Annotated in this window: 9 protein-coding genes and 1 tRNA gene; 4 read left to right on the top strand and 6 right to left on the bottom strand. The window is 71.2% G+C overall.

The window, feature by feature from the left end; translation table 11 throughout:
- Positions 1-54 precede the first annotated feature (54 nt).
- On the top strand, positions 55-1725 hold the full coding sequence (locus tag ACIQCZ_RS26935; RefSeq protein ID WP_402285504.1) for a hypothetical protein: 1671 nt from the start codon (positions 55-57) through the stop codon (positions 1723-1725).
- 220 nt (positions 1726-1945) lie between these two features.
- Here ACIQCZ_RS26935 and ACIQCZ_RS26930 read toward each other — a convergent pair whose 3' ends face one another.
- On the bottom strand, positions 1946-2506 hold the full coding sequence (locus ACIQCZ_RS26930) for an HIT domain-containing protein (RefSeq protein ID WP_351074288.1): 561 nt from the start codon (positions 2504-2506) through the stop codon (positions 1946-1948).
- A 66-nt stretch (positions 2507-2572) separates the two neighbouring features.
- On the opposite strand from ACIQCZ_RS26930, the gene ACIQCZ_RS26925 reads away from it, so the two are divergent.
- Positions 2573-3250 (top strand): potassium channel family protein, encoded by a 678-nt coding sequence (locus tag ACIQCZ_RS26925; protein WP_402285502.1) that lies wholly within the window; start codon positions 2573-2575, stop codon positions 3248-3250.
- Positions 3251-3323: 73 nt separating this feature from the next.
- Here the strand turns inward: ACIQCZ_RS26925 and thrS are convergent, their stop codons facing one another.
- From thrS to ACIQCZ_RS26910, 3 genes are all read right to left on the bottom strand, one after another.
- A complete protein-coding gene (thrS, locus tag ACIQCZ_RS26920; protein ID WP_402285499.1) occupies positions 3324-5309 on the bottom strand; it encodes a threonine--tRNA ligase in 1986 nt (661 codons plus the stop codon).
- A gap of 135 nt (positions 5310-5444) precedes the next feature.
- The gene (locus ACIQCZ_RS26915) at positions 5445-6722 is read right to left on the bottom strand and encodes a hypothetical protein (RefSeq protein ID WP_402285497.1); all 1278 of its coding nucleotides are present in this window, start codon (positions 6720-6722) and stop codon (positions 5445-5447) included.
- A complete protein-coding gene (locus ACIQCZ_RS26910) occupies positions 6722-7288 on the bottom strand; it encodes a DUF4365 domain-containing protein (protein WP_376280500.1) in 567 nt (188 codons plus the stop codon). Before ACIQCZ_RS26910 ends, ACIQCZ_RS26915 begins: the two co-directional genes overlap by 1 nt.
- Before the next feature lie 192 nt (positions 7289-7480).
- Here ACIQCZ_RS26910 and ACIQCZ_RS26905 point away from each other — a divergent pair, with 192 nt between their 5' ends.
- Complete coding sequence (locus tag ACIQCZ_RS26905; protein WP_351074283.1) at positions 7481-8206, top strand: 3'-5' exonuclease; 726 nt, start codon at positions 7481-7483, stop codon at positions 8204-8206.
- Between the two features lie 93 nt (positions 8207-8299).
- On the opposite strand, the gene ACIQCZ_RS26900 is transcribed toward ACIQCZ_RS26905, so the two are convergent.
- Positions 8300-8371 (bottom strand) — tRNA-Val (locus ACIQCZ_RS26900).
- Positions 8372-8410: 39 nt separating this feature from the next.
- Positions 8411-8857, bottom strand: a complete 447-nt coding sequence (locus ACIQCZ_RS26895) for an SRPBCC family protein (RefSeq protein ID WP_402285495.1) — start codon at positions 8855-8857, stop codon at positions 8411-8413.
- Between the two features lie 83 nt (positions 8858-8940).
- Here ACIQCZ_RS26895 and ACIQCZ_RS26890 point away from each other — a divergent pair, with 83 nt between their 5' ends.
- Positions 8941-11463 carry an SCO7613 C-terminal domain-containing membrane protein gene (locus ACIQCZ_RS26890; protein WP_402285493.1) on the top strand — a complete coding sequence of 841 codons (2523 nt, stop codon included), beginning with the start codon at positions 8941-8943 and terminating at the stop codon, positions 11461-11463.
- The last annotated feature ends 341 nt before the right edge of the window (positions 11464-11804 follow it).

Genomic DNA, 11804 nt, shown 5'->3' with positions numbered 1-11804 from the left:
GGCAGTTGGGAAACAGCCGCAGGAGCAGATGCTCGGCGGCGAGTGGGGGCGACAGTGGCCAACGACGGATTCGATTTCTCTCCGGGAGCACAGATCCCGATCCAGGGTTCGGGCGGACAGGCGGTGGCGACGAACGCACTCGCCTCGGCGGCGTACCGCGACAGCCCGGTGGAGCAGATCCTTGACGCCAACAGCGAGTGGCACAAGTCCGAAGTGAAGGCGGGCCGTTCCAAGTTCCTGAAGTCCGACTACTTCAAGCCCAATCTCGGTGAGGCGTTCTCCCGTGCCGTCCAGGAGCGGATGCTGGGCGGCGCCCGGAAGGCTCTCGTCCAGTCCTTCGGGACCGACCCGCAGACGGTGGTCGAGCACTGCCTGTCCGCGTCCCGCCTCCGCAGGGCACGCGACACCAAACTGACCGCCATCACCGCCCTGTTCGGTTTTCTCTTCCTGCCCGGAATGCTCCTGTGGGTCATCACCTTCCGGCTGCGCGACGGGCTCAGCGGCACCAAGGACAAGGCCCTCGCCGCCCTGGGCAACGCGCTGCTCCCGGTCGTCGGCATCGTGGCCCTGTTCTTCCTGATCAAGCTGCCGCTCACCGGATTCCTGGCGATCTACGCACGGGCGATGATCGTCGCCCCCGTCGTCGGCTGGCTCCTCGCCAGGCGGATCGCCGAGTCCTCCGCCAAGGACATGCGCGCCCGTTGGGAAGGGCTGCTCTCCGGCGGCGGCGTCATCGCCAAGATCCCTGAGGCCGTCCCCAAGAACCCGAACGAGACCGCCCGCGAGGCACTGCGCCAGGGCCTGGAGAAGCTCTCCGCGGAGCAGCAGTCCAACTCGGTCTTCTACGCGGGCCCCAAGGGAATCCTCGGCATGGGCACCCGCTGGGGCAGCTGGCAGCTCGCCGAGGAGCTCGTCTCCAAGGAGCCCGGCAAGGAATTCCACCAGTTCCGCAGCTGGGACCTGATACGGGCCATCCACGACCAGCTCAAGGTGCTGGAGCGCGGCCCGCTGAACACCGGAGGATTTCCCACTCCGTCGGTCACCCACTGGATCGTGTCGCCCGTCGGCGAGAACGCCGACTCGATCTCCCGCCCCGACGGCGAGGACGTCGCCACCTTCCAGGTCAAGCCGCACGAGATACAGCGGATCTGCAACCACCAGCAGTTCGGCGGCGGGGACCGGCACTATCTGGGCGTTCAGTTCACGCTCTGGGACGGCCAGTTGGTCATCACCATGATGATCACGGTCACCGTGCTCTACGAAACCCTGCGCATCGAGGTCACCGGGCACGCGCTCGGACCGGTCCACTCGCTCTTCACCAGCAAGCCGTCGGCGAAGACGAAGACGGTCAACAAGACCGTCCGGTTCTGGGAGACCCGCGACATCACCCTCGCACTGGTCGAGCCCCACGAGGTCGTGCGCCTGGCCCTGCGCGCCCCGTTCACCTGGTACCCGCCGCTCCTCGACTACCTGGGCGGCAAGATCGCCCTGCCCGAGCCGTTCGGCCTGCGCCACGCCTGGGCCGAGAAGCCGTGGCGCCACCGCTTCATGGCCGATGACGCGATGCGCGCCGCCACTCCCGTCCTGCGCGCCGTGCACACCGCCGCCCTGCGCGTCCTGGAGGAGAACGGCGTCGACACCGAGCGCTTCGACAACCGCTCGATGATTCTGAGCGGAGCTGTGCAGGACCCGACCCCGCGCAAGGCCGACCTGTACGACGCCTAGTGCTGTGGCCGGAAAGGTTTGCCGGGAGGCTCGCGGCGTCCGGTGCGGCGCGTCGCAAGGCGGAGGATCGCCCTCGTGCTGGACGCACTCGGGTGATGCGACAACGCGGCGAGGTGCCGTACCGGGCGCCGCGAGCCGGTGAACCTTTCCGGCCACAGCACTAGACGCGCGTGGGCGCCCCGGCACGAGCGGGGCGCCCACGCGGGAACGACGGCTCGGATCAGGCCGCGGGCCAAGCGTCGGCCAGCATCTTGCGGGTATCGGCGAGCAGCTGCGGCAGCACCTTCGTATGCCCGATCACCGGCATGAAGTTGGTGTCGCCGCCCCAGCGCGGCACCAGGTGCTGGTGGAGGTGCGCGGCGATACCGGCTCCCGCGGAAGCCCCCTGGTTCAGCCCGATGTTGAACCCGTGCGCGCCCGATGCCGCCCGCAGGGCCACCATCGCCCGCTTGGTGAAATCGGCGAGTTCCATGGTCTCCGGGCCGTCCAGCTCGGTGTAGTCGGCGACGTGCCGGTACGGCACGACCATCAGATGTCCACCGTTGTACGGATAGAGGTTGAGCACGGCGTACACCTTCTCGCCGCGCGCGACGACAAGCCCGTCCTCATCCGATTTCGACGGGATCGCACAGAATGGGCAGCCGTCGCCGGCCTCCGGACCGGTCGGCTTGTTCTCGCCCTGGATGTACGCCATCCGGTGGGGCGTCCACAGGCGCTGGAACGCGTCGGGCGTCCCCACTCCGATCTGCTGCTCCGGCTCACTCGTCATGCCGATCAGCATATTGCTTCGCCCCCCGGCAGCGTGTCGCCGGGGCCGCACCCGTCGGGGCCCGGCAATGCTGAGGCGATGAGCGACCGGCCCGCGGAATCCGCCCCCCTTCGTTTCAGGCGCTGGGAGCAGCGCACGGAATTGCCGCTCCTCGGCGCCTCGCTGCTCTTCCTGCTCGGCTACGCGGTCCGCGTGCTGGCTCCCCACGACGCGGAGCCCTGGCGCGGCCTCGCCCTCGTCCTGGTCTGCGCCACCTGGCTGCTCTTCGCCGCGGACTACGTCGTGCGGCTCCGCCTCAGCGGGCTCGGCCACCGCTTCCTGCGGGTGCACTGGCTGGACACGCTGGTCCTGCTGCTCCCCCTGCTGCGGCCGCTGCGCCTGATCCGGGTCTACACCGCGGTCCAGCGCCGCAGGGAACAGCCGAGGCTGAGCCTGTACGCCCGCGTGATCGCCTACGCGAGTGCGTCCGCTCTGCTGCTCGGCTTCTCCGCCGCACTCGCCGTGTACCACGAGGAACACCTGGCGGAGGGGGCCTCGATCCGTACCTTCGGTGACGCGGTGTGGTGGGCGTGCGAGACGCTCACGACGGTGGGGTACGGGGACACGGTCCCGGTCACAGCGAACGGCCGCACCGTCGCGGCGTGCCTGATGGCCTGCGGGCTGGGACTGCTGGGCGCGGTGACCGGTTCGTTCTCGTCGTGGTTGTTGCATGTGTTCAGACGGGAGGACGAGAAGAGGCCCCCGGAGAGCGGGTAGCTCTCCGAGGGCCTCCGACTCCGTTCCCGTCGGGCCCGAACCCCGCGCCGGCCGGATACGGGCCCGGCGGCCGTCAGACCTGGACGCGGTCCTCGACGGCCTGCTGGATCTTGGCCAGGGCGTCCTCGACGGGGATGCCGTTCTCTTGCGATCCGTCGCGGTAGCGGAAGGAGACGGCGCCGTTGGCCATGTCCTCGTCGCCCGCGATGATCATGAAGGGCACCTTGGCCTTCTGCTGGTTGCGGATCTTCTTCTGCATCCGGTCGGAGGAGGCGTCCACCTCCACCCGGAGCCCCTTCTTCCGAGCCTTGGCCGCGAACTCCTGGAGGTACGGGATGTGCGCGTCGCCGATCGGGATGCCGACCGCCTGGACCGGGGCCAGCCAGACCGGGAACGCACCCGCGTAGTGCTCCAGGAGCACCGCGAAGAAGCGCTCGATGGAACCGAACAGGGCGCGGTGGATCATGACCGGGCGCTGCTTGGCACCGTCCGGGCCCGTGTACTCCAGGTTGAAGCGCTCCGGCAGGTTGAAGTCGAGCTGAACGGTCGACATCTGCCAGGTACGGCCGATGGCGTCGCGTGCCTGCACGGAGATCTTCGGGCCGTAGAACGCGGCGCCGCCCGGGTCCGGGACCAGCGGCAGGCCCTGCTTCTCGGCGACCTGGCGCAGTGTCTCGGTGGCCTCTTCCCACACCTCGTCGGAGCCGACGAACTTGACCGGGTCCTTGGTGGAGAGCTCCAGGTAGAAGTCGGTCAGACCGTAGTCGCGGAGCAGGTTCAGGACGAAGGTGAGCGTCTTGTCGAGCTCCTCCGCCATCTGCTCCTTGGTGCAGTAGATGTGCGCGTCGTCCTGCGTGAAGCCCCGGGCCCGAGTGAGGCCGTGCACGACGCCGGACTTCTCGTACCGGTACACCGTGCCGAACTCGAAGAGGCGCAACGGCAGTTCACGGTACGAACGTCCGCGCGCATCGAAGATCAGGTTGTGCATCGGGCAGTTCATGGGCTTGAGGTAGTAGTCCACGCCCTCGTCGAGCTGCATGGGCGGGTACATGCCTTCGGAGTACCAGTCCAGGTGACCGGACTTCTCGAAGAGCTTGCCCTTGGTGGCGTGCGGCGAGTAGACGAACTCGTAGCCCTCCTCCTCGTGACGCCGGCGCGAGTAGTCCTCCATGGTGCGGCGGATGATGCCGCCCTTGGGGTGGAAGACCGCGAGACCGGAACCGATCTCGTCCGGGAAGGAGAAGAGGTCCAGCTCGTTGCCGAGCTTGCGGTGGTCGCGCTTGGCGGCCTCCTCCAGGAACTCCAGGTGCGCCTTGAGCTCGTCCTTGGTGGGCCACGCGGTGCCGTAGATGCGCTGCAGCATGGGGTTCTTCTCGCTGCCCCGCCAGTACGCCGCGGCGTTCCGCATCAGCTTGAACGCCGGGATGTTCCGGGTGGTCGGCAGGTGCGGACCTCGGCAGAGGTCCTTCCAGCACAGCTCGCCGCTCTTCGGGTCGAGGTTGTCGTAGATGGTCAGCTCGCCGCCGCCCACCTCGACGTCCGCGCCGTCGCCGGCGTTCTCGACGGAGTCGGAGCCCTTGATGCCGATGAGTTCCAGCTTGTACGGCTCGTCGGCCAGCTCCTCACGGGCGGCCTCGTCCGTCACGACCCGGCGGGAGAACCTCTGTCCCCGCTTCTGGATCTCCTGCATCTTCTTCTCGATGGCCTTGAGGTCCTCGGGAGTGAACGGCTTCTCGACGTCGAAGTCGTAGTAGAAGCCGTCCTTGACCGGCGGACCGATGCCCAGCTTGGCCTCGGGGAAGAGCTCCTGCACGGCCTGCGCCATGACGTGCGCGGTGGAGTGCCGGAGGATGTTCAGGCCGTCCTCGGAGGAGATCTCCACAGGCTCGACGACCTCTCCGTCGGCGACGGCGTACGCGAGGTCCTTCAGCTCACCGGCGACCCGGGCGGCGACGACGGTGCGCTCGCCGGGGAAGAGCTCGGCAGCCGTAGTGCCCGTCGTCACCACGCGCTCTTCCCGCTCGGAATCGCGTTGGATGATCACACGGACGTCTGACACCGGTCTCTCCTGACTCAGGGGGTACGCACGCCATGCGTGGTGCGCGTGCGATACGAATCGTACCGAGCCGCGGGCCCCCTCTGCGAAACGGTCGAGCCGCGAAGGCCCCTCGCTCCCCCGCGGCACACCCCCACGTCACTGTTCGCCGGCGCAGGCCTCCTCGAAATAGTCGACGTTCTCCTGGAGCGACTTCATCAGCCGGTCCCGTTCCGCCTCGTCCACCTGCACGGGCACCACCTGCGAGGCCCTGGTCAGCCGCCGGAAGCCGCCTCGGCTCTCCAGCCTGCCCTCCACCCGGACCGGCAGCCCGACCAGGTGGGCGTGGCCGGCGATCCGGTACGCCTCCTCGTCCAGCTCCAGCCGTACGTGCGGTACCTCGGCGCCGGCCAGCACCCGCAGCCGCACGACCCCGGCGCCACGCGGTCCCGAGCGGCGCAGCCTGACGACGGCGCCGGTGATCCGTACCGTCACCGCGGGTTCCTCCCTCAGGTAGCGGGCGCCCGCCAGGCGCAGGGCGGGCAGGTCCCCCGGGGTGAATTCCACCGGCTCGGGGCGGACCGGGCAGCCCTCGGGAATTCCGGCGGCGGGTGCCCATTCGAGCGCGACGCCGGCCCCTTCCGAGCCCCGGACGAGTGTGATCAGGGCCTCGGTGAGTTCCCGGCTGACGCCCGCCCCGACGGCGGCGTCGAAGGCTTCGAGCCCCCCGGTGGCCCGCTGGTAGTCCACGGCGGCGCGCGTGGCGTGCAAGGCGTGGTGGAGCCGTACGGCGACGGCACGGCCCGGTTCCACGGGGACGAACGCGGTGAGGTCGCGCCCGTCGGACACGGGCCCGACGAGGACGCCTTCGAGGGCCGCGCGGGCCCGGCGGCGGTGGCGCGCCCCGTGGTAGCCCGTGCGTCCCCGCACGGCCAGGGCTCCGGCGAGCAGGACCTGCCGGGCGGCGGTGCGCAGTTGTTCCGCGCCCGTCCAGCTGGCCGCTCCGGCCACTCCCCCGACCGGTTCGGGGGCCTCGCGCCACCAGCGGATCTCGTCGCTGGGCACGGCGAGGGAGATCAGGACCTCGCGGGCGGAGGGGGCGGCGCTGCGGGCGAGCGCGGTCAGCGCCTCGCCGAGAAGGTCCTCGCTGTCGGGAAAGGCAGTGGTGTCGGGAACGAGGAGGCTCGTCCCCCCGCCGGGCGGGGCCGGTGGTCCCGGCGACGTCCAGCGGCTGTAGCGCCCGGTCGCACCGCCGCGGCGGTGCCAGCCGTGCCGGTCGAGCAGGGCGCCGAGGACCGCGGGGTCGACACGGGCGGGGTCGGGGACGTCCCCGAGCGGCTGGAAGGCGGTGGGCCGCGGTACCGCGGATTCGCCGGGGTGCGGGCGGGTGGCCGACGGGATCGCTTCGTCGGCGGATTCGTCCATCGACCGGTGCATCAGGGTCTCCCTCCCGCCCCTACGCGGGTCATGATCTCGCAGAGTGCCCGGTCGTCGAATATGCGCGAGGTCGGGATCCGCACGGTGGTCCGGTGCCGGCCCGTCACCGCATGGCCGGCCAGGTTGGTCCAGTAGCAGCAGTGCCGCAGGTCGAGCCGGTCGTGTCCGGCGCGCAGCCAGTCGTCCCGGCTGCGCGGCACGATCATCACGACCAGGATCTTGTGCACCGAGACGGGGGTGCGGGCGAGCTTCACGAGGTGCGCGTTGTCGAGCGTGAAGGCGAACGTGGGTCCCGGCGGCTGCGGCGGGATCTGGTAGGTGCTCTTCAGCTGCACCTTGATGGTCACTTCGTCGTCCACGGCATGACCGGGGGCGCCGTGGCTGACGTGCCAGTCGATGCCGTTGTCGGGGAAGGGCTGCGACAGGGAACATCCGGCCGCGGCCGCGACCGCGTGCAGGTAGCCCACCTGAAGAGTCTCCATACAGGCGGTGGTGGCGAGTGTGCCGCGCAGCGGTGCGATCCGCTGGGGCAACAGCCCGCTCGGTTCGGGCTTCGCGAGCGCCATGGCTGCGTGTGCCTTCCGGGCTGCGCCGATCGGTTCCTCGGTGCGGGGACGACGGGCAACTTCCTTGCCCGTCACTTGTGTTGTCACCGCACGGGACGGCCCGCAAACGGCGTATCAGGCAAACAGGGCGGGTATCACCGGACCGGGCAGGGGAATCACGCCATCTGCCGTTCGGGCACGAGGAGTTCGGGGATGACTCACTGGTACGAAGGGCCACTGGCCGCTTTTGACACCGAGACAACGGGAGTGGACGTCGAGGAGGACCGGATCGTGTCGGCCGCCCTGGTCGTGCAGGACACGGCAGGCGGACGGGTGCGGGTCACCCGCTGGCTGGTGAATCCGGGGGTTCCGGTACCCGTCGGGGCGACCGAGATACACGGTCTGACCGACGATCACCTTCAGCGCAACGGCCGTTGGCCTGCGCCGGTGATGGAGGAGATGGCCCGCGCGCTGACCGAGCAGTGCGCGGCCGGCCGGCCGCTCGTCGTGATGAACGCTCCGTTCGATCTGACACTGCTGGACCGCGAGCTGAGGCGTCATCGCGCGTCGTCGCTCGCCGGCTATCTGCAGAACACTCCGCTGTGCGTGCTGGATCCACGCGTGCTCGACAAGCATCTGGACCGGTACCGCAAGGGGCGGCGGACCCTCACCGATCTCTGCGAGCTGTACGGCGTGGTGCTGGACGGCGCACATGACGCCGCGGCCGACGCGACGGCGTCGCTGGAGCTGGTACGGGCCGTGGCCCGGCGCTTCTCGTCCCGTCTGGAGCGGCTCACGCCGCCGGAGCTGCACACCTTGCAGGCTGTCTGGCACGCGGCGCAGGCGCGGGGCCTCCAGGCGTGGTTCGCGAAGAACGGCACAGCGGAGACGGTGGATCCCGCGTGGCCGCTGCGCCCGGAACTCCCGGCCGCGGCTTGACCGGACGGCCGTGCCGGTGAACCTTTCCGGTCACAGCACTGAATACGCAGAAGCCGGTCCGTCGATTCTGCTGACGGACCGGCTTCTCCCGGGTGGGCGATACTGGGTTCGAACCAGTGACCTCTTCGGTGTGAACGAAGCGCTCTCCCACTGAGCTAATCGCCCGGGAACGGGTTGAACCATACAGGGCCCGGCAGGTCTGGTTCAAACCGCTTCCAGCCTGGCCGTGAGGCCCCGGCGTCCGGCACGCATCATCAGGGCGTGGTTGGCCCGGAACACGGGGCGTCCGGGCACCGCGAGGAGCCGCATCAGCCGTCTGCGGACCTCGACCTCCTGCTCGTAGGTGGCCCGGCTGCCGCCGTCGCGCGCGGTGACCGTCCACCTGGCCCAACCGTCGAGGTCCCCGCCGAGGGCCGCCTCGAGGACCCGGGCCACGGGGTCGCGGCGGCGTTCGCGGACGGTCATGACGAGGTCGTACGGGAGGAAGGAGCGGATCCGGGTGGTACCGGTGGTGTCGTCGACCGAGGTGACCTCACGGACCTGCGGCCACCAGCACGGGTAGTCGTCGGGGCGTCCGAGGATCTCGTACACGGTGTCGGGCGGGCCCGGCAGGTCCCAGACACTCACGAATCGGTAGCGACTCCAGTCCATGACCCCAGTCTGCTCGTACTCAGCCGGGGAACTGAGTATCCGAGCGCATGTCCGGTCCCGTGGCCGGCGCCACACTCCGGTCCATGGAACATGTGCCGCCACCCGCCGAGGAATTGGCGCTCCTCGATCGTGAGCTGGCCCGGCTGGACGCCCGCCGGTCCCAGTTGCTGATGCGTCGTGCCTGGTTGCTGAGTGTGCTCGGGAGCCCGGTCGCGTCATCCGCCGCGCCGCCGGCGCCGCCGTTCGCGGCTCCGCCGGGACACCCCGCCGCACCGGCCGGACCCCCGCGCAGCGCGCAGAATGTGCTGCTCACCCTGGGCGGTCTGCTGCTGACCGTGGCGGCTGTCGCGTTCACCCTGGTGAGCTGGGGCGACATGGGGATCGCGGGCCGCTCGGCGGTACTCGCGGTGGTGACGGTGGCGGCGCTGGCCGCTCCTGCCGTGCTGCTGCGGCGCGGTCTCTCCTCGACTGCCGAGTCGCTCGCCGCGCTGGCGGCGGTGCTGATGGTGCTGGACGCGTACGCGCTGCACCGGGTGGCCGTGCCCGAGGCCGACGGACGCGGATTCGCCGCTGCCGCCGCGGCGGTGCTCGCCGCACTGTGGACGGTCTACGGACTGCTTCTCGACCGGCTCCGACTGCCGCTGCCGCTCGCGGTGGTGAGCGCGCAGCTGCCGCTGCTGCTGTGGGCGTGGTCGGCGGGTGCGGGCGCCACGACGTTCGGCTGGGCGCTGCTGCTGACGGCCGCGTCGGACTGCGCGATCGCGTTCTGGGCCAAGGGCGTTGCGGTACGGGTGGCGGCTTGCGTCGGTGGCTGGGCGACGGGTCTGGTGGGGCTGCTGGTGGCCCTGGCGCAGTCGGTCTCCGCCGATGGGGTGCAGGCCGCTTCGGCACCGGGCGCGTTGTTGCTCGCGGGTGCGGCGGTCGCGGTGTTCGGGGCGTGGCGCGCACCGTCGGCGCAGGCGGTGGCCGGTGGTCTGGTGGCCGGGCTCTGCGGGGTGGCGGCGGTGGGCGGTGTGCTGCGTGCCGGGGTGACCTGGGACTGGTCGGTGCCGGTGTACCTCCTGTGCGGTGTGGTGCTGCCGGCGGCGATGCGCGCTCCGCTGCCGCGCCCGGTCGCGCAGGGCCTGGCGTGGGCCTCGGCCGCGGTGACCGCGGGGGCGGTGCTGGCCGCGCTGCCGGCGGTCGGCATGTCGCTGATCGGTACCGTGACGCGACTGGTCCGGGTGTGGTCGGGGGTGCCCGACGGCGGTGTCCGAGGTGCGCTGGCCGCCGGGGGGCCGGCCTGGTCCCATCTGGTCTCCGCGCCGGTGGTGCTGCTGGCGGTGGCCGGTCTGCTGGGGGCGGTGCATTGGTTCTGGGAGCGGGTACTGCGGGCTGCCGGACCGGTGCTGTCGCCGGGCCCCGGGGGGCGGGCCGCCGCGGGGGCCGGGGCGGTGGCGCTCGGCTGGGCGGGGCTCACCGCCCTCCCCGCGGTGCTGGGGTTGTCGTACGCCGCTGCCGTGACGGTGCAATTGGCGCTGACCGCCGGAGTCTTCGCGGTCGCGGTACGCGGTCTGCGCGGCGGCCCGAGCGCGGTGGGGGCGACCGCGCTGGTGTGCGGTCTGCTCGGTGCGGCGGGCGCGGGGACGCTGTCGCTCGCCACGGAGGCCGCGACGTACGCGGCGTTCACGGTGCTGCTGGTGGTGCTCGGGGCGGCCGCGGCGATGCTCGGCGGCGCCGCGGCCTCGGCGGCACGGGTGGTGCCGCCGAGGCCGGCCGTCCGGGCGGCGCAGGCGGTGCGGATGTCGCAGCTCGTGCAGGCGGTACCGGCGTGCGGCGCGGTGGTGTGCGCGATGGTGCTGGCCCGCGCGGTCGGGGAATCGCTGGGGCTCGCCGGGTATCGGGCGGCGCCGGTCATGCTGGTCGTCCCCGCGGTGACGGTGCTGCTCGGGGCGCGGCTGCGCAGCCGCCCGCCCGCTCTGCCGGTCGAGCTGACCGGTGGCGTCGCAGGTGTGCTGGCGGTGGGCATGGCGGTGCCGGACCTGCCGTTCCTCGCGCTGGTGCTGGCGCTGTGCGGGGTACTGGCGGCGGGCACGGCTGTGCGGCCCGAGCGGCGACCGGTGGCCGGCCCTGTGGCGATGGTGCTGTTCGTCCTGGCTGCCTGGCTTCGGCTGTCGGCTTCGGGGGTGTCGGTCCCGGAGGCGTACACCCTCCCGGTGACGGTGCCCGCCCTGGCGGTCGGCGTGCTGCGCCGGCGCCGTGATCCGCAGGCGTCGTCGTGGACGGCGTACGGGGCGGGACTCGCGGCGACGTCGGTGCCGAGTCTCTTCGCGGCGTGGGCCGATCCGCACTGGTTGCGGCCGCTGCTGCTCGGCGTGGCGGCGCTGGTGATCACCCTGGCAGGCGCACGGCTGCGGCTGCAGGCGCTGCTGCTGCTCGGTGGTGCGGTGCTGGCCCTGGACGCTCTGCACGAACTCGCGCCGTACGTCGTCCAGGTCGTCGGCGTGCTGCCGCGCTGGCTGCCGCCCGCGCTGGCCGGGGTGCTGCTGCTGGTGGTCGGCGCGACGTACGAGCAGCGGCTGCGCGATGCCCGACGGCTGAAGGAGGTCCTGGGCCGGATGCGTTGACGGTGTGCCGCACGGCCGGTCCGGGGGCTTCACGGGCCCGGGCCGGCGGGTGGCCGTCGGGGCCTGAGGCGGGGTGCGCCGGACACGGCGCGGGCACGGCCGAACTGCCCCTGGCATTCGCACAGCAGGCGCTTTCGGCCTGCCTGAATGCGTGGAGTCCCGGAAGACGTCGGGAAACATTGCCCGACGAGGTCCGGAGCCCGAACGCCTTCCGGTAATTCCGTGATCCGGCGAGGCGGCCGCGGAACTCCGATCCCGATATCCGGATGTTTCTTCTCGAGGAGTGGATTCCTGCGATGCGCACGGCCACGGCCATTGAATCGATGAAGAAATGCAGAGAG

It is taken from the genome of Streptomyces sp. NPDC093149 (genome assembly GCF_044754145.1).
Classification (GTDB): domain Bacteria; phylum Actinomycetota; class Actinomycetes; order Streptomycetales; family Streptomycetaceae; genus Streptomyces.
The sequence above is the reverse complement of the archived record's forward strand: the minus strand, read 5'-3'. Positions and strand labels throughout refer to the sequence as shown.